25 protein-coding genes and 1 pseudogene are annotated in these 24618 nt (G+C 69.4%); 5 read left to right on the forward strand and 21 right to left on the reverse strand.

The genetic code is table 11. The annotated features are described in order from the left end of the window. Window positions 1–19: 19 nt before the first annotated feature. A complete protein-coding gene (locus B3S45_RS11425; RefSeq protein WP_286720706.1) occupies window positions 20–2101 on the forward strand; it encodes an alpha-1,4-glucan--maltose-1-phosphate maltosyltransferase in 2082 nt (693 codons plus the stop codon). Continuing rightward, on the forward strand, window positions 2098–4278 hold the full coding sequence (gene glgB / locus B3S45_RS11430; RefSeq protein ID WP_286720708.1) for a 1,4-alpha-glucan branching protein GlgB: 2181 nt from the start codon (window positions 2098–2100) through the stop codon (window positions 4276–4278). Before B3S45_RS11425 ends, glgB begins: the two co-directional genes overlap by 4 nt. A 55-nt stretch (window positions 4279–4333) precedes the next feature. On the opposite strand, the gene B3S45_RS11435 is transcribed toward glgB, so the two are convergent. Then, window positions 4334–5236: a tetratricopeptide repeat protein gene (locus tag B3S45_RS11435; RefSeq protein WP_414683090.1), complete on the reverse strand. Its 903-nt coding sequence runs from the start codon at window positions 5234–5236 to the stop codon at window positions 4334–4336. Between the two features lie 23 nt (window positions 5237–5259). Continuing rightward, window positions 5260–7101, reverse strand: coding sequence for a glycosyl transferase (locus B3S45_RS11440; protein WP_286720775.1), 1842 nt, complete (start codon window positions 7099–7101; stop codon window positions 5260–5262). Window positions 7102–7275: 174 nt separating this feature from the next. On the opposite strand from B3S45_RS11440, the gene B3S45_RS11445 reads away from it, so the two are divergent. Next, window positions 7276–8337, forward strand: a complete 1062-nt coding sequence (locus tag B3S45_RS11445) for an AI-2E family transporter (RefSeq protein ID WP_071043246.1) — start codon at window positions 7276–7278, stop codon at window positions 8335–8337. Window positions 8338–8340: 3 nt separating this feature from the next. Here B3S45_RS11445 and B3S45_RS11450 read toward each other — a convergent pair whose 3' ends face one another. The 9 genes from B3S45_RS11450 to rpsB form a co-directional block, all read right to left on the reverse strand. Further along, window positions 8341–9069: an alpha/beta hydrolase gene (locus B3S45_RS11450; RefSeq protein ID WP_071043244.1), complete on the reverse strand. Its 729-nt coding sequence runs from the start codon at window positions 9067–9069 to the stop codon at window positions 8341–8343. Beyond that, window positions 9069–9356, reverse strand: a complete 288-nt coding sequence (locus tag B3S45_RS11455; RefSeq protein ID WP_071043242.1) for a hypothetical protein — start codon at window positions 9354–9356, stop codon at window positions 9069–9071. Before B3S45_RS11455 ends, B3S45_RS11450 begins: the two co-directional genes overlap by 1 nt. Window positions 9357–9359: 3 nt before the next feature. Next, window positions 9360–10094 (reverse strand): lytic transglycosylase domain-containing protein, encoded by a 735-nt coding sequence (locus tag B3S45_RS11460; protein WP_071043240.1) that lies wholly within the window; start codon window positions 10092–10094, stop codon window positions 9360–9362. 55 nt (window positions 10095–10149) lie between these two features. Then, entirely contained in the window at window positions 10150–10737 is a 588-nt protein-coding gene (locus B3S45_RS11465) for a DivIVA domain-containing protein (protein WP_071043239.1), read from the reverse strand. Next, complete coding sequence (locus B3S45_RS11470) at window positions 10734–11783, reverse strand: phosphatidate cytidylyltransferase (RefSeq protein ID WP_071043238.1); 1050 nt, start codon at window positions 11781–11783, stop codon at window positions 10734–10736. The genes B3S45_RS11465 and B3S45_RS11470 overlap by 4 nt, the downstream gene beginning before the upstream one ends. Window positions 11784–11791: 8 nt before the next feature. Next, a complete protein-coding gene (gene frr / locus B3S45_RS11475; RefSeq protein ID WP_071043236.1) occupies window positions 11792–12346 on the reverse strand; it encodes a ribosome recycling factor in 555 nt (184 codons plus the stop codon). A 52-nt stretch (window positions 12347–12398) separates the two neighbouring features. Then, a complete protein-coding gene (gene pyrH, locus B3S45_RS11480) occupies window positions 12399–13118 on the reverse strand; it encodes a UMP kinase (protein ID WP_071043235.1) in 720 nt (239 codons plus the stop codon). A gap of 83 nt (window positions 13119–13201) precedes the next feature. Further along, entirely contained in the window at window positions 13202–14029 is an 828-nt protein-coding gene (gene tsf, locus B3S45_RS11485) for a translation elongation factor Ts (protein ID WP_071043233.1), read from the reverse strand. 97 nt (window positions 14030–14126) lie between these two features. Next, complete coding sequence (gene rpsB, locus B3S45_RS11490) at window positions 14127–15050, reverse strand: 30S ribosomal protein S2 (RefSeq protein ID WP_071043231.1); 924 nt, start codon at window positions 15048–15050, stop codon at window positions 14127–14129. 302 nt (window positions 15051–15352) lie between these two features. Between rpsB and B3S45_RS11495 the strand changes: the two are divergent. Beyond that, window positions 15353–15832 (forward strand): annotated as a pseudogene (locus B3S45_RS11495) (murein hydrolase activator EnvC family protein); the annotation flags it as partial. Window positions 15833–15909: 77 nt separating this feature from the next. On the opposite strand, the gene B3S45_RS11500 reads toward B3S45_RS11495, so the two are convergent. The 6 genes from B3S45_RS11500 to B3S45_RS11525 form a co-directional block, all read right to left on the reverse strand. Next, entirely contained in the window at window positions 15910–16503 is a 594-nt protein-coding gene (locus tag B3S45_RS11500) for a DUF3060 domain-containing protein (protein WP_194385129.1), read from the reverse strand. Between the two features lie 27 nt (window positions 16504–16530). After that, complete coding sequence (locus tag B3S45_RS11505) at window positions 16531–17433, reverse strand: tyrosine recombinase XerC (protein ID WP_194385128.1); 903 nt, start codon at window positions 17431–17433, stop codon at window positions 16531–16533. A gap of 48 nt (window positions 17434–17481) precedes the next feature. After that, window positions 17482–18666 (reverse strand): DNA-processing protein DprA, encoded by a 1185-nt coding sequence (gene dprA, locus B3S45_RS11510; RefSeq protein WP_194385127.1) that lies wholly within the window; start codon window positions 18664–18666, stop codon window positions 17482–17484. Beyond that, the gene (locus B3S45_RS11515; RefSeq protein WP_071043221.1) at window positions 18663–20195 is read right to left on the reverse strand and encodes a YifB family Mg chelatase-like AAA ATPase; all 1533 of its coding nucleotides are present in this window, start codon (window positions 20193–20195) and stop codon (window positions 18663–18665) included. The genes dprA and B3S45_RS11515 overlap by 4 nt, the downstream gene beginning before the upstream one ends. A 136-nt stretch (window positions 20196–20331) precedes the next feature. Beyond that, entirely contained in the window at window positions 20332–20694 is a 363-nt protein-coding gene (locus tag B3S45_RS11520; protein WP_194385126.1) for a YraN family protein, read from the reverse strand. A gap of 95 nt (window positions 20695–20789) precedes the next feature. Beyond that, the gene (locus B3S45_RS11525) at window positions 20790–21113 is read right to left on the reverse strand and encodes a DUF2469 family protein (RefSeq protein WP_071043217.1); all 324 of its coding nucleotides are present in this window, start codon (window positions 21111–21113) and stop codon (window positions 20790–20792) included. A gap of 129 nt (window positions 21114–21242) precedes the next feature. On the opposite strand from B3S45_RS11525, the gene B3S45_RS11530 reads away from it, so the two are divergent. Then, window positions 21243–21923, forward strand: coding sequence for an alpha/beta fold hydrolase (locus B3S45_RS11530; protein WP_228481009.1), 681 nt, complete (start codon window positions 21243–21245; stop codon window positions 21921–21923). A 14-nt stretch (window positions 21924–21937) separates the two neighbouring features. On the opposite strand, the gene B3S45_RS11535 is transcribed toward B3S45_RS11530, so the two are convergent. From B3S45_RS11535 to B3S45_RS11550, 4 genes are all read right to left on the reverse strand, one after another. Further along, window positions 21938–22597: a ribonuclease HII gene (locus tag B3S45_RS11535; protein WP_194385125.1), complete on the reverse strand. Its 660-nt coding sequence runs from the start codon at window positions 22595–22597 to the stop codon at window positions 21938–21940. Continuing rightward, complete coding sequence (gene lepB, locus B3S45_RS11540; RefSeq protein ID WP_071043211.1) at window positions 22594–23382, reverse strand: signal peptidase I; 789 nt, start codon at window positions 23380–23382, stop codon at window positions 22594–22596. The genes B3S45_RS11535 and lepB overlap by 4 nt, the downstream gene beginning before the upstream one ends. Before the next feature lie 157 nt (window positions 23383–23539). Beyond that, window positions 23540–23887: a 50S ribosomal protein L19 gene (gene rplS, locus B3S45_RS11545; RefSeq protein ID WP_071043209.1), complete on the reverse strand. Its 348-nt coding sequence runs from the start codon at window positions 23885–23887 to the stop codon at window positions 23540–23542. A gap of 172 nt (window positions 23888–24059) precedes the next feature. After that, a complete protein-coding gene (locus B3S45_RS11550; protein WP_194385123.1) occupies window positions 24060–24581 on the reverse strand; it encodes an MFS transporter permease in 522 nt (173 codons plus the stop codon). Window positions 24582–24618 lie beyond the last annotated feature (37 nt).

The raw sequence follows: 24618 nt of genomic DNA on the forward strand, positions 1-24618 counted from the left end.
GTCGCGATAGGTTCGGACCGTGGTCACGTCGCGCACAGCACAGCCCCAGTCCTGGCGGAGCGCCGCCTCGATCCCCGTCCGGCCTGCGTCGGATGCGCAACCCGCGCGGGATACCGCGATCGGGCGCATCCCCACCACGGGATCCTCTCCCACCGTGCCGGACGGCGACTTCCGCCCCAAGGCGTTCGTCGGCGAGGTGGTGCCGTTCGAGATCACGGCGTTCCGCGACGGGCACGACCGGATCGGCGTTCAGGTGCGCCTCACGTCGCCGGGCGGAGACCAGTCCCTCCATCGGTTGAACCCGCTCGATGGCGGGATGGACCGGTGGAGCGCGCTCGTATCGGTTCTCGAGCAGGGCGTGTGGCGCTTCCGCTTCGAGGCGTTCTCCGACGAGTTCGCGACGTGGCGCCATGCCGCCGACGTGAAGATCGCCGCGGGTGTGGACACGGCGCTCATGCGGGAGATCGGTGCGCGGCTGTTCACGCGCGGCGCCGAGGAGCGATCCCGGCCGGCAACCGAGAAGCGGGCGCTCACCGCCGCCGCGGCCTCTCTGCGCGACGACCAGGTCGACGATGTCGCGGCACGCGGCATCGTGCTCGACGACGAGATCGCGGCGATGTTCTGGCGGCGACCCCTGACGGCCCTGATGACGCGCGGCGACGAGCAGGAGCTGCTGGTGGAGCGCGAGCGGGCGGGCGTGGGTGCGTGGTACGAGTTCTTCCCCCGGTCCGAAGGCGCGACCGTCCTCGAGGATGGATCGATCCGCAGCGGCACGTTCGCGACCGCGACCGAGCGGCTTCCCGCCGTCGCGGCGATGGGTTTCGACGTGCTTTACCTGCCGCCGATCCATCCGATCGGCCGCACGAACCGCAAAGGCCCGAACAACTCCCTGGATGCCGGGCCCGCCGACCCGGGCTCGCCGTGGGCCATCGGGTCCGCCGACGGCGGACACGATGCCGTCCACCCCGATTTGGGAACCCTTGCAGACTTCCGTGCGTTCGTGCAGGCGGCCCGCACCCACGGCGTCGAGGTGGCGCTCGACCTCGCCCTGCAGGCCTCTCCCGACCACCCGTGGGTCACCGAGCACCCGGAGTGGTTCACGACCCTCCCGGACGGTTCCATCGCCTACGCCGAGAACCCGCCGAAGAAGTACCAGGACATCTATCCGATCAACTTCGACAACGATCCGGCGGGCATCCGCGCCGAAGTTCTGCGGGTGGTCCGGCACTGGATCCAGCAGGGGGTGCGGATCTTCCGCGTCGACAACCCGCACACCAAGCCGCTGCAGTTCTGGGAGTGGCTCATCGCCACGGTGAACGCGGAGGAGCCCGACGTGGTCTTCCTCGCCGAAGCCTTCACGCGGCCCGCGCCGCTGCAGGGACTCGCCAAGGCGGGATTCCAGCAGAGCTACACCTACTTCACCTGGCGCAACGAGAAGGCGGAGTTGGAGGAGTTCCTCGGCGGTCTGGCCCACGAGACGGCCGATTTCCTGCGGCCGAACCTCTTCGTGAACACGCCCGACATCCTGACCGAGTTCCTGCAGTTCGGCGGCCGACCGGCCTATGTGATCCGGGCGGCGATCGCAGCGACCGCCGCCCCCGTCTACGGTGTCTACGCCGGATACGAGCACTTCGAGAATGTGGCGCGGCCCGGCTCGGAAGAGAACATCGACAACGAGAAGTACGAGTACAAGATCCGCGACTGGCAGGGTGCCGTCGAGACCGGCGACTCGCTCGCGCCGTTCCTCACCCGCCTCAATGAGATCCGTCGAGGCCATCCCGCCCTTCGTCAGCTTCGCAACTTCTCCGCCCACTGGAGCGACGACGATTCGGTGCTGGTCTACTCCAAGCATCTGGACGCCGCCCTCAGCCCCGAAGGCGTCGCCGACACGATCATCGTCGTCGTCAACGTCGATCCGCACTCGGTGCGGGAGACCACCGTGCACCTGGACACCCGGATCTGGGGCATCGCCCCGGGCGACGCCTACGAGGTCGAAGACCTCGTGACCGGGGCTCGCTGGACATGGACCGACCACAACTACGTGCGACTGGACGCGTTCACCCAACCGGTGCACATCCTCCACGTGAAGGAGGCGCGATGACCTACCCCGATGAATCCCTGCTCGACGCGATCGCGTCCGGCTCCCACCACGACCCTCACTCGGTCCTCGGCCTTCACGCCACCCGCGACGACGAGGGAGCCTCGGTGTGGACCGTGCGGGCGCGGCGCCCCCTCGCATCGAGTGTGACCGCCGTCTTCGACGACGGCACGCGCGTTCCGCTCGAACACGTGCGCGGTGGAGTCTGGGAGGGATCGCGCGGGGGCGATGCGGCAGCGTACGAGATCGTCGCATCCTACGATGACGGGCCCGACTGGATCGTCGACGATCCGTATCGACACCCGCCGACGGTCGGCGAGCTCGACCTGCACCTGATCGGCGAGGGCCGCCACGAGCAGCTGTGGCTCGCGCTCGGCGCGCACACGCGCGAGTCCGGCGGCAGCACGGGCACCGCGTTCACCGTCTGGGCGCCGAACGCCCAGGCCGCGCGCGTGATCGGCGACTTCAACGGGTGGGACGGCGCCGCGCACGCGATGCGATCGATGGGTTCCAGCGGCGTGTGGGAGCTGTTCGTCCCGGGCGTCGAGCCCGGCTCGGCGTACAAGTTCGAGTTGCGCACCAAGAGCGGTCACTGGGTCGAGAAGGCCGACCCGATGGCGCGCTGGGCGGAACTGCCTCCAGCGACTGCATCGGTGGTCGTCGACACGTCCTACTCGTGGCAGGACGATGCCTGGATGACCGAGCGCGCCCAGACGCCGGCGTTGTCGCGGCCGATGTCGATCTACGAGCTGCACCTCGGATCCTGGCGCCCGGGGCTGTCCTACCGCGAGGCGGCCGACCCGCTCGTCGAGTACGTGACCGCGCACGCATTCACGCACGTCGAGTTCCTCCCCCTCGCCGAGCATCCCTTCGGCGGGTCCTGGGGGTATCAGGTCACCGGCTACTACTCCCCGACGCGACGCTTCGGGCATCCGGACGACCTCCGCTACCTCATCGACCGGCTGCACCAGGCCGGCATCGGCGTGATCATGGACTGGGTCCCCGGTCACTTCCCGAAGGACGCCTGGGCGCTGGCGCGATTCGACGGCGAGGCGCTGTACGAGCATCCCGATCCCCGGCGAGGTGAGCACAAGGACTGGGGCACCCTCATCTTCGACTACGGCCGCAACGAGGTGCGCAACTTCCTCGTGGCCAACGCCCTGTACTGGCTTGAGGAGTTCCATGTCGATGGTCTGCGTGTCGACGCCGTCGCGTCGATGCTCTACCTGGACTACTCCCGCGAAGCCGGGGAGTGGGAACCCAACGTGCACGGCGGTCGCGAGAACCTGGAGGCGATCCGTTTCCTGCAAGAGGTCAACGCGACCGCGTACAAGCGATACCCGGGCATCTCGATGATCGCCGAGGAATCGACCAGCTTCCCCGGCGTCACGGCCCCCACCGACCACGCCGGACTCGGCTTCGGCTTCAAGTGGAACATGGGCTGGATGAACGACTCGCTGCAGTACGTCGCGCGCGACCCGATGTACCGGGGTCATCACGAGGGAGAGATGTCCTTCTCGTTCGTGTACGCCTTCAGCGAGAACTTCGTGCTGCCGATCAGCCACGACGAGGTCGTCCACGGCAAGGGCAGCCTGTTCGGGCGCATGCCCGGCGATCACTGGCAGAAGCTCGCCAACATGCGCGGCTACCTCGCCTACATGTGGGGGCATCCGGGCAAGCAGCTCCTGTTCATGGGCCAGGAGTTCGGTCAGATGTCCGAGTGGTCCGAGGGGCGCAGCCTCGACTGGTGGATGCTCGAGCAGCCCAGTCACGAGCAGCTGGCGCGGTTCGTCTCCACGCTGAACCACGTCTACCGGGATCACTCCGCGCTGTGGTCGCGGGATGCCGACGGAGCGGCCTTCTCTCGCCTCGGCGGTCCGGCGTGGAATTCCAGCGTGATCGCCTTCTCCCGCCGGGACTGGCATGGAAACACCGTCGCGGTGATCTGCAACTTCTCCGGGGTGCCGGTGAGACCGTACGAGATCGACCTCCCGGAGGCCGGGGTGTGGCGGGAGATCCTCAATTCCGACGCCGAGGAGTACGGCGGATCAGGCGTCGGCAATCTCGGTGTGGTCCACGCCGACGAGAACGGCCGCGCCACGATGGTGCTGCCTCCTCTCGGAGTGCTCTGGCTGAGCCACGATCGGCGGGCGAGTATCCCGTCGCCGACGCACCGCTGACACGAGATCGCCCCCGGCACGAATGGCCGGGGGCGATCAGGTCGCGTCGTCGGAGTCAGAACAGCAAGGAGGCAAGCCGCGCACGTGCGCGGATCACCCGGGGGTCGGCGTCGCCGACGACCTGGAACAGCTCGACCAGGCGCGCACGCACGGGTGCACGGTCGTCTCCGGCGAGCTGGGAGAACAGCTCGAGAAGCCGGGCGAACGCGTCGTCGACATGACCGCCGGCGACATCGAGGTCGGCCACGAGCAGCTGCGCGTCCACGTCGGTGGGCGCATCGGCGGCAGCCGCGCGCGCCTGCTGCAGGTCTGCGCCCTGCACCCGCAGCAGCAGCTGCACCTGCGCCAGACCGGCTTTCGCGTCGGCGTCGCCGGGGTTCTCGGTGATCGCCGCCTCATACGCTCGCGCGGCGCGCTCGTAGTCGCCGGCCTCGATCGCGGCGTATGCCTCCGCGTGGGCCGGCGGCAGTGCGGGCTCGCTTTCGGCGACGTCGTCGTCCGGCGCATCCTCCGGCGTGATCGTGCCCGTCACACCGTTCTGCGCCGCAGCCTGCAGGAGCTGCGCGAACACCTCGCGCACCTGCTGTTCGGGCACGGCTCCCTGGAACAGCGGCACGGGCTGTCCGGCCAGGAGGGCGACGACCATCGGAATCGACTGCGCACGGAATCCCTGTGCGAGCTGCGGGTTCGCATCGACGTCGACCTTGGCGAGGACGATTCGCCCGCCGAGCTCGGTGACGACCTTCTCGAGAATGGGGCTCAGCTGCTTGCACGGCCCGCACCACTCGGCCCACAGATCCACCACCACCGGGACGGTGCGCGAGAGCTCGAGCACCTCACCGAACGTGGCGTCCGTGACGTCGCGCACGAGCGCCGACGAAGCCGAACCGCCGGCCGCACGGGGCTCGGCGGGGTCGGGGCGGTTACGGAGGGAAGACAGGTCGACGGCACCGCGCATCGCGGCCGCCGTGGCGGCATCGGTCACTCAATCACCTTCGCGTCGAGAATGTTGGAAACGTATCCGAGAAGCCGGATCTTCTCGCTCGAGCCCTGGCCGGGCACGTAGAAGAACAGCTGGTCGACATACACGGTACTGAATCCTTCGGAGGATTCGTCCACACCGGTCAGCGTCTGCACGGTGGGATTGTTGTCGAGCTTGATCACCGCATCGTCGTCGGTGGGCTGGACCGTGTCGATCTCCTGGATGGTGACCGCCACGATGGCTCCGCTCTCGAGGGTGGCCAGCGCTGTGGGGTTCTCCTCGCCGGGCTCGGTCGAGAAGGTCAGCTCCCCTGTCGATTCGGCCGTCTCGTTGAACTCGTCGAGCCGCTTCTGCCGGTCGGCAGCGACACCGATGCGGAACTGGTCCTCATCGAGCTCGAACAGGGAGGCGTACTCGCTGTCTTCGCCGTTGTTGATCACATCCGCGTAGGCGGTCGACAATTCCTGCGGCTCCATGATGAGGAACGGCGAATCGGGCTGAACCTGCGTCGCACCGACGTACACGGGCGCCAGGTCGGGAAGGGTCGTGTCTGCTTCGAGATACGAGTACGAGGTCAGCTTGTAGTCCGACCATGCGTCCTGCTGGCTCAGGAACATCGTCGTCGCGGCCGTGCCCTCGGGATCGTTCACAACCGCGAGGAAGGTGCGGGGCCAGCCTTCGGTCGCCTGGGGCAGCACGACCTCGAGGGGCGTGGTGGCGAAGGCCGGCAGCCCCTCACGGTCCTCGATCGCCTCTTGCAGGGTGTACAGGGTCTCTCGCTCGGCGAGGGGTGCACCCTCGAGCCGGGTGGCCGCCAGATCGGCGTCTCGGGCCTCGTCCGCCTCGGCGACGGTCGCCGCCACGCGCTCGATGATGCGCTCCGCCTGGGGCCGCGTGACCGCAGGAGACTGCTGGCCCTCCGGGACGATGACCGAAGCGGTGGGCGAAGGGGTGGGTGTTCCGGCCAGGTCGGGCCACGCGTCGGCCGTGCAGCCTGCGAGGACCAGCGCCGAAGCGGCGACGACCGGGACCGCGATCATGCTGCGCCGACCACGCCCCACGGCGCGCCGGGACGGGGTGCTGCTGATCACGCCCTTGTCGGGGTCGTCGACCGTGACGTCGATCGGCTCCGTCGCGGGAAGGGGCAGGCCCTTCCGGCGCGGTCCGCGCGACCGGCGCACGTGACGGATTCCGAGCACGTACAGGATCAGTCCGATGACCATGAGGATCGCACCACCCACGATGAGAGGGCCGGCCCACGGCGTGCCGTTCTCGATCGGCCACGACACGCTGAGATCCGTGGGCGCGGGCTCCGTTCCGTCGGCGGCCACGAGCACGCTCATGTCCGCGGGAAGCTGCAGCGGCGCCACGAGGAGGTCGGCCTGCTGATACTCGTCGAGCCAGAGGTCGGATCCGACCGGATTGCGCCCGGGCGCTGCCTCTTCGGCGGCGGCGTCGTCCGCGGAAGCGGCATCGTCGGCGCCCTCACCCTCATCGGCGACCTCGGTCTCTGCCGGCTCCGGGACGGCGGGGGCGATGGTGGACGTCGTGATCGTGCCGGTGTCGTCGGCGGTCACGTGGGCGTACTCGGCGTCGGAGAGCCACGCCTCGAGATCGGCCGTGCGGCCGTAGGCCGCGAAGAGCTCGCCCTCCCCCTGCACCCGAAGCGTCTGCGGACCGGACACAGCCGTCATCGCGCCGCCGTCGATGAGCACGTACGGCACATCTCCCTCGACGTCGAACTGCGCGGTCTGCGCATCGGGACCCTGGAAGACGGTGCGCTGCGCGATACCCGCGCCGATCATCACCGCGGCGAGGACGAACGCCAGCACGGCCCACACGAATCGCAAGGAAACACCTCTCCACGTCCGCTTCGGGTCCCAACGCAGACGTCAATCGACGTTTCAGACTAGCGGAGACGACCTGAAAGGCCACCGGGAGGCGTCGATGCGCAGACTCCTCGGCGCGCATGCGTATCCTGACACCACAGGAGCACGGCCGAGGCAGGAGACCGCGTGAAGATCCATAACCCGTTCCGGGTGGCGTTCCTCGCCACGCTGGGCGTCGGGCTCGGTCTGGTGCTCATCGCCAGCATTCAGACTCTTTCGACCATCCTCCTCTACGTCGGCACCGCGCTGTTCCTCTCGCTGGGTCTGGACCCGGTGATCTCCTTCCTGGAGCGGCGGCGGCTGCCCCGCTGGGCGGCGGTGGTGGTGACGATCCTGGGAGTCCTCGCGCTCTTCGCGGGTATCGTCCTCATGATCGTCCCGCTGATCGTGTCGCAGATCTCGCAGCTCGTCACCGCCATCGTGCGACTCGTCGAGCGCGGCACCTTCATCGAGGATCTGCGTTCCTGGCTGCAGACGACCTTCCCCACGCTGAGGGTCGACGACGTGTTCAGCTACGTCGAGGACTGGCTGACGACGAACGTCACCGAGATCGGCGGATCGATCGGTCAAGGCGTCCTCGCCTTCAGCGGAGCCGTCCTGGCCGGACTCACCGGCGCGTTCATCGTGCTCATCCTCACGATCTACTTCACCGCATCGACTCCCAGCCTGAAGCGAGCGGTCTACCAGCTTGTCCCGGCATCCAAGCGCGCCCGCTTCATCGATCTGTCCGAGCAGATCACCGACTCGGTGGGCTACTACGTGATCGGACAGCTCTCGCTCGGCGTGCTCAACGGCGTGCTGAGCGCGATCTTCCTGTCGATCATCGGCGCGCCCTTCCCGGCCGTGCTCGCCGTCGTCGCGTTCCTCTTCTCGATCATCCCGCTCGTGGGCACCCTCACCGGATCGACCATCATCGTGCTGCTGTGCCTCATTCCGGGACTGGGCGGCACGTCGACGGCGATCATCGCGGCGGTCTACTACCTCGTGTACATGCAGTTGGAGGCGTACGTGATCGCCCCCCGCATCATGGGTCGCGCGGTCTCCGTCCCCGGCGCCGTGATCGTCATCGCCGCCCTCGCCGGCGGTTCCCTCCTCGGACTGCTCGGTGCGCTCGTGGCGATCCCGGTCGCGGCCAGCATCCTCATCCTCTACCGGCAGGTGCTGATCCCCCGTCAGAACGAACGGTGACCGTCACGCCGTGCCGGGGATCTCCCCCGACCATTCGGTGGGGAGAGGCAGCGCGTCGGGGTTCACCGCGGCGACGATCTCGGTGAGCACCCGTCGCGTCTGCGACTCCCCCACCCACAGGTGCTTGGCGCCGTCGACCGCGATGAGGTTCGCGTGCGGCACGGCGGCGAACCGCTCCGCGGCTTCGTCCGGGCGCAGAAAGTCGTCGAGCTCGGGCACGAGGATGATGAGCGGGCGCTCTTCCTGAGCCCACGCGGCGACCTCCTCCGGTGTCGCACGATGCAGCGGGGGCGAGAGCAGAATGAAGCCCTCGGCGGCGTGGTCGCGTCCGTACTTGAGGGTCAGCTCCGTACCGAAGGACCACCCGATCAGCCACGGATGCGGGAGCCCGCGCTCGCGGACGAAGTCCATGGCCGCGGCGACGTCGAAGGCCTCCGCGCGCCCACCGTCGAACTCCCCCTCGCTGGTGCCGCGCGGCGATGACGTGCCGCGGGTGTTGAACCGCAGAACGGCGAGATCGGCCAGCGCGGGAAGGCGCGCGGCCGCTTTGCGGAAGACGTGCGAGTCCATGAATCCGCCTGCGGTCGGCAAGGGGTGGAGGGTCACCAACGTCGCGCGCGGCTCACGATCGGCGGGCAGCGCGAGCTCGCCGACGAGGGTGAGCCCGTCGAGCGTCTCGAGCTCGATCTCTTCCCGGCGAGCGGGAAGCATGAGCGGTCCGCGAATCTCCATCAGCTGATCCTCCAGCAGGCGTTGTGCCAGTGTCTGCGCGCCGCGAGGTCGGCGCGGTCGCCGAGCACGCCGTCGGCCCGCCAGGCCACCAGGTGTGCCGTACCCGGCTCGATCACGCGCGAGCATCCCGGGCACGTGTACGGCTTGACCGCCTGTGCGGCCGAGAGGGGCTGCACCGTCCACTCGGCGCCGCGGCGCACCTCCGTGCGCTTCCACCCCGCCAGGAGCCGATCGAAGGATGCGTCGCCCGCCGCCTGGTCGCGGCGCCGACGGTTGGACCGCGGCACGGGTCAGTACCAGCCGACGGACTGCGAGTGCCCCCACGCCCCGCACGGGGTCCCGTAGCGTCCGCCGATGTATCCCAGGCCCCACGAGATCTGGGTGGCCGGATTGGTCTCCCAGTCGGCCCCGGCACTGGCCATCTTGCTTCCCGGCAACGACTGCGGGATGCCGTAGGCCCCGCTGGAGGCGTTGTAGGCGTTGACGCGCCAGCCCGACTCCTTGTTCCACAGCGCCACGAGGCAGGAGAACTCGCCGTCGCCCCATCCCCGAGCGGTCACCATCTCGTACGCGATGGCCTGTGCGGACCCGGGATCGGGCGTGACGAACGGCGGCGCCCATCCTCCCTCGGTCGACGATGACGACGACTCACTCGCGACGACGGGTTCCGGAGTCGGGGTCGGCGTCGGCGTGACATAGACCTCGTAGTTCCCGCGCTCGAAGGTCGGGATCTCGTCGCCCTCGCCGGCGTCGGCGGTGACGAGGGTCTGCACGTCTCCCAACGTGCTCGAGTACAGCGTGATGGGCTGCGTCTCCTCGGCGGCCGCCTGACTGAGAGCGACGCCCGTCGGGCCGGCGTACGCGATGACGAAGCCGAACGCGGCCAGCGTGGCGAACACGGCGAGGACCCCGCGACGCCGGGACCAGCGTTGCGCCGGTGCCGACGGGCGGCCTGCCGGCGCGGCGACGTTCGCCACGTCGCGACGCGAGCGGCGCGCGGGGGTCAGGTCGCTTCCGGCAGTCACAGTGACCCGATTCTAGCCGCGAGGACTCCCGGTGTCATCCGCCCCGCAACGCGCGTCACCGCACAGCGAGCATCACCTCGACGACCGCGTCGAGAACGGCATCCACCTGCGCCTCGCGGTACCCGCCGCGCTGCATGCGGAACGCCACCGATCGCACCTGCTCGACCGAGACGGGTTCGCCGTCCGCCAGGTAGCGGGCGAGCTTGTCCCCCACCAGATCGACCTCATCGATGCGATACCCGTACCGCAGCGCGCCGACACGGTCGAATCGTCGTCCCTTGCGTCGTGTCAGGCGATCGAGCACCTCTTGCGCGGTTCCGCGCGTCGCGCCGACCCATCCGCCGACACCACCGTCCGCGAGTGCCGTCTCGCGCTCACGGGCGGCGAAGGCGTCTTCGATGCGCGCGAGCGCCGCATCGACCGCCGCGATGACATAGCCATGGCGCGTCAGGGGGAAGGCCGCGCGTCGCACGCTCTCGGAGGTCAGCGCGTCTCCGGTCTCGCCTTCGAAGACACCGCGTGCACGAGCGAGGAAGTCGTCGACGGCCGCGCGGTCATACCCCTTCGTGCGCCCCTGCGCGATCGGGAACGACGTGCGCTCGGAGGGCGAGGGGGAATCGGACGACACGGGGGCCGAGCTCATGGGGTCACCACCAGAGGAGTGAACAGATAGGACAGTGCGAGGGCCACGGTGACCGACGGGAGGATCGAGTCCAGGCGATCGAGCACACCGCCGTGACCGGGCAGCCACGAACTCATGTCTTTGATGCCCATATCGCGCTTGATCATGGATTCACCGAGGTCACCGGCCGTGGCCGTCGCCAGGATCGCGGCTCCGAAGACGAGGCCGGTCCACCACGGCAGCCCGAGCAGGAACATCGACGCGAGCACACCCGCGACGAGGGCCGCGACGGCAGCTCCGGCGAAGCCCTCCCACGTCTTCTTCGGGCTGATCCGGGGCGCCATCGGATGACGCCCGAAGGTGAGTCCGCTGATGTAGGCGCCGGTGTCGGCCACGACGGCGATCAGGATGAACGTGATGATCCACCACTCGCCGCCGTCCTGACGCAGCAGCACGAGCGAGAGACTGGCGAAGAAGGGCACGTACAGCTGGACGAAGCCGCCCGTCAGCACATCGGCGAGCACGTCCGACGGTGAGCGCTGGTCCACGGCCACCATCTGGGCGATCAGTCGCCAGACGGCGATCACGACGACGGCGACGAACGTGACGACCCAGTGGAACCACAGGTCGGCGAACAGGCCTGACAGCACGAGGACGACGCCGACGCCCACCTGCGGTGCGACGTCGATACGGCGACCGGCGACCGTGAGCGCGCGGCTGATCTCGAGGATCCCGAAGACGGTCGCGACGAGCGCGAAGAGGATGAAGATCCACTTCAGCAGCACGAGCGAGAGCAGCAGCACACCGCCGATCGCGATGCCGATCACAATGGCGACGATGAGGTCACGACCGGTTCGCTCCTTGATCCGCTCGTTCGCCTGGTCGAATTCCGCCCGCGCGTGAGCCATCTGCGACTCGACACCGGTGCGCATCGCCCGCATGTGCTCCTGGAAAGCCTGCGAGGGGTCCTGCGCGTCGGATCCGGGCTCCTGGCGCGCTCCAGCGTCCCGCCGGGTCAGTGGTGGGACGTCGTCGTCTCCGGACGGAGCGTCGGGCGCGTCGGTCATCCGGCGACTCAGACCTCTAGCAGCTCAGCCTCTTTGCGCTTCAGAGCGTCGTCGATCTCGTCGACGTGCGCGCGCGTGAGGGCGTCGAGTTCCTTCTCGGCACGGACGAGCTCGTCTTCGCCGACATCGCTCTTGAGGGCGTCGAGGTCGTCCTTGGTCTTGCGACGGATGCCGCGCACGTGCACCTTGGCGTCCTCCCCCTTGCCGCGGACGATCTTGACGTACTCCTTGCGACGCTCCTCCGTCAGCTCGGGCATGGTCACGCGCACGATGTTTCCGTCGTTGGTGGGATTCGCACCGAGGTTCGGGGTGTCGCGGATCGCCTGCTCGATCGCCTTGAGGGCGGACTTGTCGTAGGGGGTGACCACGAGCGAGCGAGCCTCGGGGTTGGCGAGCGACGCGAGCTGCGCGAGCGGTGTCGGGCTGCCGTAGTAGTCGACGAGGATCTTCTGGAACAGCTGCGGGTTGGCGCGCCCCGTGCGCACCGTCGCGAAGTCTTCCTTCGCCGCCTCGACGGCGCGGTCCATGCGCGCTCCGGCATCCGCCAATACGTCAGCGATCACGAGTGACTCCCATCGTTCGAACCGAAAACTCAGTCTAGTCAGCCGGCGGCGATCACGCCGTGACCAGCGTGCCGATCGATTCGCCCAGCAGCGCCCGCGTCACGTTTCCCGCCGGCTCCATTCCGAACACCCGCATGTCCATGCGGTTGTCCATGCAGAGGCTGAACGCCGTCGAGTCGACGACCTTCAGACCGCGCTGCAGCGCGTCCAAGTAGGTGATGCGGTCGATGCGGGTCGCGGACGCGTCGGTGCGCGGGTCTGCCGTGTACACCCCGTCCACACCGTTCTTGGCCACGAGCACCTCGGATGCGCCGATCTCGAGCGCACGCTGAGCGGCGACGGTGTCGGTGGAGAAGTACGGCAGGCCGGCGCCGGCACCGAAGATGACAACCCGGCCCTTCTCCATGTGCCGCTCGGCGCGCCGCGGGATGTAGGGCTCGGCGACCTGCGTCATCGAGATCGCCGACTGCACGCGCGTGGCGGCTCCGGCCTGCTCGAGGAAATCCTGGAGCGCCAGAGCGTTCATCACCGTGCCGAGCATCCCCATGTAGTCGGCGCGGCCGCGATCCATGCCGCGCTGACTCAACTCGGCTCCGCGGAAGAAGTTCCCCCCGCCGACGACGACGGCGATCTCCACCCGGTCCACCGCCTCGGCGATCTCACGGGCGATCTGCGACACGACGTCGGGGTTGACCCCGAGCGCCCCGCCGCCGAAAGCCTCGCCCGACAGCTTCAGCAGAACGCGCCGGCGTCCGGTCGCTTCATCGATCACGTGATTCCTCTCGTCGCTTACAACTTATCGAAGGGCATGAGAAAAGGCCCGCACCACCGAAGCGGTGCGGGCCTTCTTCAACGTCAGGCTCCGACCTTGAACCGGGCGAAGCCGGTGAGGGTGAGACCGGCGTCGGCGGCGACCTTGGCCACCGACTGCTTGTTGTCCTTGGCGTAGTCCTGGTCGAGCAGCGCGACCTGCTTGAAGAACGCGTTCACACGACCTTCGACGATCTTCGGAAGGGCCGCCTCGGGCTTCCCCTCGTTGCGGGAGATCTCGGTGACGATCTCGCGCTCCTTCTCGACGTCGGCCTCGGGAACCTCGTCCCGACTGAGATAAGACGGGTTGGCGAACGAGATGTGCTGCGCAAGGCTGCGCGCGGTCTCGGCGTCATCGCCGGTGTAGGCGAGGACGACACCGACCTGCGGCGGAAGGTCCTTGCTGGTCTTGTGCAGGTAGACCTCGAACGCGTCGCCGGTCAGGGTGCGAACGCGGCGCAGTTCGACCTTCTCGCCGATGATGGCGGCCTCGTCCGAGATCAGCTGCTCGACCGTCTGGCCCGACGCGTCGGCCGCGAGTGCAGCCTCCGCGGAGTCGGCGCGGGAGGAGGCGGCGGCGGCGAGGACCTTCTCGGCCAGCGCGCCGAAGCGTTCGTTCTTGGCGACGAAGTCGGTCTCGCAGGCGAGTTCGATCAGGGTGACCGCGCCGTCCTGCTCGTGAGCGGCGACGAGTCCTTCGCTCGTGGAGCGGTCGGCGCGCTTGGCGTTGCCCTTCGCACCCTTCAGACGCAGGATCTCGGTGGCCTTGTCGACGTCGCCGTCAGCCTCCTCGAGCGCCTTCTTGGTGTCGACCATGCCCGTGCCGAGCTGCTCGCGCAGCGCCTTGATGTCGGCGATCGTGAAGTTTGCCATGGGTGGCGGCTCCTTGTTCAGATGGTTCGTGCTTCGCTTCGGCGGGGCCGTCCGGAGACGGCCCCGCCGAACATACTCGGTGTCGGTTGCGCGACGGTTACTTCGCGTCCGCGGCGGCTGCGCCGGCGGCATCCGCCTCCGACTCGGTGGCCTTCTCGCCCTCGGCGGCCTGCTCCTCGGCGACGATCTCGCTCGCCTCGACCGTGGCCTCGGCCTCATCGGCCACCTTCTCGGTGTCTGCCGACGACTGCGCGGGAGCACCCGACTCGAGCAGTTCACGCTCCCACTCGGCGAGGGGCTCAGCGGCCTCCTCGACCTCGTCCGCGGGCTGGTGGCGCTGGATCAGGCCCTCGGCGGCGGCGTCGGCGATGATGCGCGTCAGCAGGCTCACCGAGCGGATCGCGTCGTCGTTGCCGGGGATCGGGTACTGGAACTCGTCCGGATCGGCATTGGTGTCCAGGATGCCGATGATCGGGATGCCCAGCTTGGTGGCCTCGTCGACGGCGAGGTGCTCACGCTTGGCGTCGACGACCCAGATGGCCGACGGCGTCTTCTGGAGGTTGCGGATACCACCGAGCGACTTGTGCAGCTTGTCGAGCTCGCGCTTCTTCAGCAGCAGCTCCTTCTTCGTGAAGCCGCTCGCAGCCGGGTCGTCGTAGTCGAGCTCCTCGAGCTCCTTCATGCGGGCGAGGCGCTTGCTGACGGTGGTGAAGTTCGTCAGCAGACCACCGAGCCAGCGCTGGTTGACGTAAGGCTGGCCGACGCGGGTCGCCTGCTCGGCGATGATCTCCTGCGCCTGCTTCTTGGTGCCGACGAAGAGGACCGTTCCGCCGTGGGCGACGGTCTCCTTGACGAACTCGTACGCCTTGTCGATGTACGACAGCGACTGCTGCAGGTCGATGATGTGGATGCCGCTGCGCTCGGTGAGGATGAAGCGCTTGACCTTCGGGTTCCACCGGCGGGTCTGGTGTCCGAAGTGAACGCCGCTGTCGAGCAGCTGGCGAATGGTGACGACGGCCATGGCCGTTCTCCTGTTCTGGCGCGTGCGCGCCGATTTCGGTTATCGGTCGGCCGGTCGGCCGACGCGTCCTGGTGCCCGGCGCACCCCCGCCCCTGCCGATGTGTGGATCGGGAAGAGGACCGGAGGGAGTGGATGCCACGCGCCGGAACCGGCGCGCTGAGGGCACGCGTAGTCACCCCGAGAACGGGATGCCCCTCGATCATACCAGCCGGAGACCCTCCCCACGCGGCGGACCGTCGGAGCCCTCCACAGGTTCATCCGTCGGCGTACGCGCACCCGTCACGGGACGCGACGATAGGGCCATGCTCGTCCTGCCGGCCTCGACATCCGCCCGTCGAGGCATCCGTGCGCTCGCGGCGGCGGCGCTGTTGAGCCTGGTCGTCGTCGTTGCCTTCGGCGGCCCGGCACGTGCTGTGGACGACGAGCCGGAGACTCTGGCCGGCTGGAGGTGGCCGGTGCACCCGTTCCGCATCGTCGAAGCCTTCGTCGCGCCGGCGCACGAGTACGGCCCCGGCCATCGCGGTGTCGATATCGCCCCGTCCGACCCCGCCCGCGTGATCTCGTCCCCGGCAGCAGGGGTGATCGCGTTCGCCGGGCCGGTCGCCGGACGCGGCGTCGTCACGATCGACCACGGCGGCGGACTCGTCACGACCCTCGAGCCGGTCTCGCCCGAGGCCACCGTGGGCGAAGCCGTCGTCGCGGGAGAGCCGGTGGGAACGCTGTCGACGGGTGGCCATACCCCGCCGGGCGCGCTCCACTTCGGCGTGCGGCTCGATGGCGAGTACATCAATCCCCTGCTGCTGTTGGGCGGAGTGCCTCGCGCCGTGCTCCTCCCCTGCTGCGAACCGATCGCCGCCGCTCAGCCGATGGTGTTGCGCTCTCCCGCGTCGTCGATCTCCCCGATGCCGCTCGCGGCTGCCACGGTGTTGTCGTGGCCGGTCACGGCGACCGAGTCGATTCCCGTCTCCGATCGGACGGTGTTGCGGTCCCCCGACACCGTGGCGGCTGTGATCTCGTCGGCCTCGACCACGACGTCGTAGCCCGCGATCGACAGCGAAGGCAGCGCTGCCGCCACCACCGAGACGCGGTCGGCGCGAATGATCAGGTCGCCGACGTCGGCACTGCTCACGTCGATGATGAGGTCGTTGCCGCTGACCGTCACCGTGGGACAGCTTCCGACGACGTCGACGCGCGGATCCGCCCTCTCGGCGATCTCGAGAGGCGCCTCGGAGCATTCGACGGTCTGGTCGGCGAGGTTCTCCGGGTTCCTCTCGGCGGGACTCACGAAGGGCGACGCAGAGGACGCGGAGGTCCCCGCCGATCCGGTGGGCTCCTCGGGGAGGCGCACGACGGTCTCGGTCACGCACCCCGTGAGCGACGCGATCGCAAGGATCGTGACGGCGGCCGCGGCGCCCCGGAATCGGGCACCGGGCATGGGAAGGTCCATCGGCATGCATCCAGCCTATGCGCGGGGTGGGCCCTAAGCACGAGGGTGGGCGAGGCGGTAGGTCGCAGCGAGGCGCTCACTCGAGACATGGGTGTAGATCTGCGTGGTCGCCAGGCTCGCGTGTCCGAGAAGCTCCTGGACCGTGCGAAGGTCGGCTCCGCCGTCGAGCAGGTGAGTGGCGGCGGAGTGCCGGAGCGCATGGGGGCCGACGCTCGCACCGATGACCGGCCCGAGTCGTCGCGCGACAACGTCGTAGACCGCGCGCGGGCCGATGCGCGCACCTCGGGTGCCGAGGAATACCGCGGCGACGGGGGCGCCGTCGCAGCGGGCGTGCAGCACCGGGCGACCCCGCACGAGATAGGCCTCGAGCGCAGCGGAGGCCGGGGCACCGAAGGGCACCATCCGCTCCTTGTCGCCTTTCCCGACCACGCGGAGGGTGCGGCGTTCGTCATCGATCGCGTCGCGGTCGAGAGCGCAGAGCTCGGACACGCGGATGGCGGTGCCGTAGAGCACTTCGAGCAGCGCACTGTCCCGCAGCAGCACGGGATCACCGTCGCGTGCGGCATCGCGCAGGTCGTCGAGGAGGTCGGAGACGCCGTCCGCGGTAGCCACCCGGGGAAGGGTGCGCCCCCGTTTGGGGGTGACAAGGCGAGCGCTCGGATCGACCTCGACCAGACCCGTCTCCAGTGCCCAGGCGAAGAATCCGCGAACCGCCGCGGCTCGGCGAGCAAGAGTCGACGCACTGTGACCGCGCTGCACCGACTCCCACAGCCACTCGCGGAGAGCGTGGACGTCGACGTCCGTCAACACCGGATCCCCGGTGGCCGCCACGACATCGGCGAGGTCGCCGCGATATGCACGTACGGTCCGTGGTGAGAGCCGACGCACGTGAGCCAGATGATCCAGGTAGCTCTCCGCCGCCTCGCCGAACCTCATGCTCCCAGCTTCCCCTCCTTTTCGTCGCCGAGGTGCGCGGCGCACCGATCAGGCGCGACGCCATCCGCGATCGTCGCGGCGGACACGCCCTTCGAGTTCGAGCAGCCCGAGAAGTGACCCCGTCTCCGCGACGGAGAGGCCGGCACCGCGCGCCGCCTCGTCGGTGGAGCGACCGGCGCGCGTGCTCAGGGCGTCGACGACGCGCGTCGCCGCATCCGTCCTCGGACCACCCATCGCACCGTCCGCGCGTTCCACCTCCCGCGCGTCGAGCCGACCCACCAGCTCCCAGGCGTCGTCCGCTCCGGTCACGGCGACCGCGTCGTACTCCCGCAGCAGTCGATGGCAGCCCGCCGAGGCGGCACTGGTCACCGGGCCGGGGACGGCGCCGAGTGGTCGCCCGAGGCTCACGGCGTGGCCGGCGGTGTTGAGCGAACCGCTGCGCCAGCCCGCCTCGACCACGACGGTCGCTGCTCCGAGCGCCGCAATCAGCCGATTGCGCTGGAGGAAGCGCCACTTCGTGGGAGCTGCGCCCGGTGGCAGTTCACTCACGAGCGCCCCGACCTCGGCAATGCGCTCGATCAGCGCGCTGTTGCCTCTCGGGTAGGCGCGATCGACGCCACCGGCCAAAAAGGCGACCGTCGGCGAACCCACGGCGAGCGCCGCCCGATGCGCGGCTCCGTCGACGCCGTAGGCCGCGCCCGAGACCACGGCGCCGCCATACGCGCCGATGCCCGCGGCGAGGTCGGCGGCGACGTGCTCGCCGTAGGAGGTCGCCGCGCGGGCTCCGACGATCGCCACCGCCGTCGAGCGCCACGCGTCGACGGTTCCCCGCACCCAGACCGCCACGGGCGCGTGTGCACCGAGGTCGTTCAGACTCTCCGGCCAGTCGGACGCAGCCGGCGTGATCAGCATCGCCCCGATGCGGTGCGCCGCCCGCAAGGAACGGAAGACCGCGTCGCCGTCGAGGCGAGGCCGCCACCGAGCCCACGCGTGGCGCGCGGCCAGCCCGTCGAGCTCCCCGACAGGCGTCGGCACCGAACTGGCGACGGTGTCGAGCGCGACAGCCGGGCCGAGCGCACCGATCAATGCACCGGCGTCGGCATCGCCCGGTTCGGCGACGTGCGACCACGCGACGCGGGCGTACATCTCCACCGCCGCCTCGTCATCGAGACCCTCGCCGAAGGGTCCGAGCGCGTCTCGGATCGCCGTCGGGGTGAGGTCGTAGTCCGTCATGAAGCAATTCCCTTCTTCAGGTAGAGGGCACGTCCGATGTCGTCGAGGCCGAGGCGCGGCCTGCCCGCGAGATCCGCCAGACTCCACGCGACGCGCAGCACGCGGTCGTAGGCGCGGAGCGTGAGCGCGCCACGCTGCAGCGCGATGTCGAGCGGCCGGCGAGCTGCAGCATCCGGCGCAGCCGGGCCCTCGCGCAGCCACGGTCCGGCGACCTGCGCGTTGCGCCGCCACTCGGTCTCCCGAAGCCGGTGCGCCGCCCGGTCTCGCGCCTCGCGCACCCGCTCACGCGCCGTCTCGGTGCTCATCCCCTCACCGCTCGCGCGCCGCTGCGCCACCGAGACGCGGCGCAGGGTCAGTTCGATGTCGATGCGGTCCAACAGCGGTCCCGAAAGGCGCTGCAGGTAGCGACGGATCGCCATCGGCGGGCATGTGCACGACGAACCCGGAATGCCGTACCCGCCGCACGGACACGGGTTGGTCGCGAGGACGAGTTGGAAGCGCGCCGGGAAGCTCGCGACCGCTCCCGACCGGTGGATCTCGATCTCACCGCTCTCCAGCGGCTGTCGAAGCGCGTCCAGCGCGTGACCGCTGAACTCGCCCGCCTCATCGAGGAACAGCACCCCCTCACTCGCTCGTGCCACGGCGCCCGGATGGATCACGCGACTTCCACCTCCGACGAGGGCCGCCGAGCTCGCGCTGTGATGCGGGGCTTCGAACGGCGCTACGCGCGGAAGCGACCGGATGGTTCCGCCTCCCAGTGAGCGGATCGATGCGACAGCCAGCGCCGCCTCGTCGTCCAGTGGAGGCAGGATCCCGGGCAGCCGTCGGGCGAGCATGGTCTTGCCCGCTCCGGGCGGCCCCGTCATGAGGAGATGGTGGCCACCCGCGGCTGCGACGACGAGCGCTTCCACCGCGTCGTTCTGGCCGATGACGTCGGCGAGGTCGTGCCGGGCATCGGAGCGCACGTCGTCGGTCGGGCGCCCGTTCGCCACCGGCTCGCAGTCGGGGACGTCCACCCCGGCGCCGTGGAGGGCAGCGACCTCCGCGAGCGTCGTGGCAGCGCGCACCTCGATACCGTGGACGAGACGCGCCTCCGGGCCGTTCGCATGCGGAACCACCACGCGGGCGAAGCCGGCCCGCGTGGCCGCGACGACCGCGGGCAGCACCCCCGGCACCGGCCGCAGCCGCCCGTCGAGTCCCACTTCGCCGACGTGCACCGTGGCCGAGACCGACCCCACATCGAGATCGGTCTCGGTCGCGATCGCGGCGACGGCGATCGCGAGGTCGAACGCCGATCCGTGCTTGGGGAGGTTCGCCGGCGACAGGTTCACCGTGAGCCGCCGTCGAGGCAGGGGCAGACCGCTGTTCTCGCACGCGTTGTGCACGCGACGCGACGCTTCGTTGAGAGCCTTGTCGGGGAGCCCGATGATGCGCATGTCGGGCGTCTGATTGGACAGGTCGGCCTCGACCTCGACGATCGAGCCGACCGCCCCGTTGAGGGCGACGGCCCAGGTGCGAGCGACGGTCATGCCGGGACCGGCGGGCGGAGGGAGGAGCGTGTCATGCCCCGAGACTGCGCCCTCGCGACACCGGCCGCGGAGCGAATCTGCTCGGCCGTGCATGAACGGCCTCGTGACGAGGCTGGGGAGGGCAGGACAGGAACGGTCAGCGCAGATCGCGGAGATGCTCGATACGTGCACGGCCCGGAGGGGAACCCGTCACGCCGATCACATCCGTCCGAAGGGCGAGCCCCCGGGACGGCTCCGGATGGGCCGCCGCCCACGCGCGCCCCAGGCGCCAGAGGCGACTCCGCTTGCGCTCGTCGATCGCGTCGAAAGGATGCCCGAATCCGGTGCTCCTGCGCGTCTTCACCTCGACGATGACGAGTTCGCCCGCCTCGCGGGCCACGATGTCGATCTCGCCCTGCCCGCAGCGCCAGTTGCGATCGAGAACCACGAAGCCGAGCGCGACGAGATGATCGTGCGCGGCCTGCTCACCGGCACGCCCGAGGTCGTCCTTGATCGCCATGAGACGACCCTGTCCGCCTCAGGCATCGCCGCGCGGCACATCCGGGCGATCTGTGGACGGACCGGCGGACTCACAGGCCCCGCTCCGCCCGGAAGTCAGCTGTCGAGGGAGAGCTCGTCCGGCAGCCGGAAGTCCCGTCGCGTCAGCTCTTCGACGTTGACGTCCTTGAAGGTCAGCACCCGCACGGACTTGACGAAGCGGTCGGCGCGATAGATGTCCCACACCCACACGTCGGTCATCGTGATCTCGAAATAGAAGTCGTGCTCGCTGTCGCGGCGCACGACGTTGACGTCATTGGCGAGGTAGAACCGCCGTTCCGTCTCGATGACGTACTGGAACTGGGAGACGACGTCGCGATACTCCTTGTACAGGGCAAGCTCGAGTTCGCGGTCGTAGTCCTCGAAGACTTCGTCATCCATGATCCCCCCATCCTACGGTCGTGACGGCCGCGCCGAGACCGCGCGATCACGTGGTCCGGATCATCAGGTCGATTCCCGTAGCGTGGTGTGCGCGGCACATCCCGCACCCGCTGAAAGGACTCCATAACCGTGGCTGAGACCGAGATCTTCGAACCGGACGGACGCGCCGTCCCCTACGCCGACGACCACGGCGACGGACCGGCTCTCGTGCTCCTGCCCGGCGCCGGACTCCGGCTCGGCTATCTCGGCCTGCTGGCGGAGGCCCTCGGCGAAGAGGACTTCCGCGTGGTGAGGATCGGCTGCCGCCGGCCGAACGACGCCGTACCGGCGCCGACGCTCCACGATCTCGCGCAGGACGTCGTGGACGTGATGGATCACGTGGGCATGACACGGCCGTGGGTGGGCGGACACGGGTTCGGCGGCACCGTCGCGCGGACGGTCGCCCTGAACCATCCCGCGCGTGCCGCCGGCGTGCTGCTGCTCGCCGTCGAGGGCGAGGCGCCCGTGGAGGTGTCCCCCACGTCCGAGATCCCCGAGAACGCCTACGACCGGGAGCGGATGGCTCTGCAGCGCGCCGCCCGCGCCGCGTCTGCGGAGATCGGCGCCGCGACTCTCGCGCCCGGGATCCCGGTGCTCGCTCTCCAAGGGTCAGCCGACCGCGTGATGCCTCCGGCGAACGGCGAAACCCTGCGCGCCGCGGCCCCGGAGCGGGTCAGCCTCGTGACGATCGACGGCGCGGCCGACCTCTTCCCCCTCACTCACGTCGGCGAGACGGCCTGGCCGATCGAGGACTACCTCGACTGGGACTGACGTCCCGGCGCGGCTCAGAACAGGGTCGGAGCACTCGCGATGGACCACGACGCACGATGGTGGGGGCTCATGCCGTGCCGGCGGATCGCCTCCCGGTGATCGGGGCTGGCGTAGCCCTTGTTGCGCGCCCAGTGGTAGGCGGGCAAAGCGTCGTGCAGCCCGGTCATGAGACCGTCACGGGCCACCTTGGCGATGACCGAAGCCGCCGCGGCGCTTGCGCAATCCCGGTCTGCCTTGATCACCGGTGTGACCGACAGGCCGGCGCCTCCGGCCGGGGTGATGTAGTCGTGATTGCCGTCGAGGATCACGATCGCCTCCTCGGGGACGACCCCCTGGGCGCGCAGATCGCCGATCGCGCGCAGCGCGGCGAGGCCGAGCGCGCGGATGATCCCGACCTCGTCGATCTCCGCCGCGGTGGCCCATCCGACGGCGTTCGCCGACACCCACGATGCAGCGCGCGCCGCCACCTCGGGCCGGCGAGCCTCGGGGACGAGCTTGGAATCCCGCAGCCCCTCCGGCACGCGTCGACGAGAGCGCCCCGCGTCGACCACGGCGGCGCCCACCGCCACCGGGCCCGCGAGCGCTCCGCGACCGACCTCGTCGCACGCGATCACGAGCGCGTGCTCGCGCAGCAGCCGCCGCTCGAGCGTGAGACGAGGAACGGCGACGGTCACTCGACCGACTCCTCCTCGTCGGCCGCGGGCTCGTCCGGAACCCCCGCGAACACCTCGTGGTGGAAGTCGAGGGTGCCGAACCGATCGAACGGCCACGTAATGAGGAACGCCCGACCCACCAGGTTCTCCAGCGGCACGAAGCCCTCTCCCGGCTGGTCCTGGTTGTAGCGGCTGTCCTTCGAGCGGTAGCGGTTGTCGCCGAGCACCCACAGGCTGTCCTCGGGAACGACGACATCGAAATCGTCGGCGGACGCGGGCGAATCCGGCGTGGGCAGCTTCAGGTAGGTGGTCTCGTCGATGGCGACCCCGTTGACGGTGATCTGGCCGACGTCGTTGCAGCAGACGACCTCGTCGCCGGGCAGACCGATGATGCGTTTGACGAGGTGGTCATCGCTGTCGGGCGCCGCCAGTCCGATGAGCGACAGCAGCCACTCGCCCATGTCCACGAGCATCCCTCGGTCGGGTGCGTCGCTCGGGGGAAGCCACCCGCCGGGGTCGGCGAAGACGACGACGTCACCGCGCTCGTACTCTCCGAACCGGGGCGTGATCTCATCCACGAGGATGCGGTCGTCGATCTCGAGCGTGTCCTCCATCGAGCCGGAGGGGATGTAGAACGAGCGGACCAGGAAGGTCTTGACGAGGAACGACACCAGAAGCGCGACGAGGATGATGATCACCACGTCACGCAGGAAAGTCAGCCAGCCTCGCCCTCGCGACCCCGAGCGATCGGCCGGCGCTTCCTCGGGTGCCCCTGACGGCGGCGTCCCGGTCTTCTCGGTCGTCATGTCGCTCTTTTCCCCTCCGCGCCGCCCTCGCGGACGGGTTCTTCCAGGTTCGCACATCTCCGCCGGTCGCGGGTGCCGTCGGAGCCCGCGCGTCGCCGCCGAAGTGAACGACGAAGCCCCCGGCGTCGACCGCCGGGGGCTTCGTGAGGGCGAAGCGTCAGTTCTCGCGCTTCTCCTTGATCTTGGCCTTCTTGCCGCGAAGGCTGCGGAGGTAGTAGAGCTTCGCGCGACGCACGTCACCGCGGGTGACGATCTCGATGTGGTCGATCACGGGGCTGTGCACCGGGAAGGTGCGCTCGACGCCCACCTGGAAGCTGATCTTGCGGACCGTGAAGGTCTCGCGCACGCCGTCGCCCTGGCGGCCGAGGACGACGCCCTGGAACACCTGGATGCGCGAGCGGTTTCCCTCGGTGATGTTGACGTGCACCTTGACGGTGTCACCGGGAGCGAAGTCGGGAATGTCGGAGCGGAGCGAAGCCGCGTCGACGGAGTCGAGGATCTGCATGATCGTGTCTCTCTGCAGCCGCCACAGGTCGACCGCGCGATATTCGGAAAAAAGGATGGTGTGTGCCCGAGCGCCTCGGATGTCTCCGGCGCCGGCTCCCCTGAGGCAGAGCAGGTCAGGGCACAAACGACAATTCTGCCACGGATACCGTCCCCGGCCAAAACGTGCGGACTCAGCGCCGGCTCGCGTCGGGCGGGCTTTGGGCGTCGGTCTCCGCGATGACGAACACGTCCGGTTCCGCGCCGCCGGTCCGGGAGGCATTCTCCCCCGCCGAGCCCGCTCCGCGTTGCACCGAAGGGTCGGTGCGGAAGTAGACCGCCGCGGGACGCGCCTCCCGCCACAGCTGCCAGAGTTGGAGCCAGAACAGCCCTGCCGCGACGAACAGGGTCAGCACCATGACGGGGGCCCACCACGCGGGGTCGAAGAAGCCGAGCGACACGATCAGCAGGTGCCAGACGGCGAACCCGCCGACGTCCCACCACGACACGGCGCGCTCAGCACGCACCGTGCCCCGCGCCCGCACGAGGAGGGTGAGGATCAGCTGCCCCACGAACACCGAGGGGATGGCCAGGAACAGCACCCACAGGAACGCCCATCCGCTCGCATCGAACACGCCCCAGCCCACCAGGAGCCATACGGGGAGCACGAACGCGGCGGGGAGGAGCCACGCGAAGAATCCGCGACGGAGCCACATGCCCCCGATGGTACGCCGCGCCGCGCTCGGTGGCGGG

The sequence above is a fragment of the Microbacterium sp. UBA1612 genome, assembly GCF_002321605.1.
Taxonomy (GTDB): domain Bacteria; phylum Actinomycetota; class Actinomycetes; order Actinomycetales; family Microbacteriaceae; genus Microbacterium; species Microbacterium luteum.